The 258-nt window shown below is 67.4% G+C and carries 1 protein-coding gene; it reads left to right on the top strand.

Features of this window, described 5'->3' with window-relative positions:
- A partial coding sequence (locus LC490_RS24295; RefSeq protein WP_223621912.1) for a hypothetical protein occupies positions 1-258 on the top strand: 258 nt, incomplete at both ends.

Raw genomic sequence — 258 nt, 5'->3', positions numbered from 1 at the left:
GCCTGGGCAAGGCCAAGGCGCGGCAGGAGTGGGACCTTGGCAGCCAAGGCAAGTCCGAAGGCGAATACCTGCTCGGCGAGGCGGCGTTCAAGTTCGGCGAACAATGGCAGGGCAGCCTGCTGGGCTACTCGGGCCGGTTCGATGTCGATTCGCAGCGCCGTTACTACAACGGTACCGCGATCCACACCTCGTCGGCGCGGCCGGATGCGAAGGTGGCGGCGCTGCGCGCGCGTTTGGACTGGAAGGACGCGGCGCAGT

The sequence above is a fragment of the Lysobacter sp. ESA13C genome (assembly GCF_019970005.1).
Lineage (GTDB): Bacteria > Pseudomonadota > Gammaproteobacteria > Xanthomonadales > Xanthomonadaceae > Lysobacter > Lysobacter antibioticus_B.
Note: the sequence above shows the minus strand (reverse complement) of the source record. Positions and strands in the feature narration are given on the sequence as shown.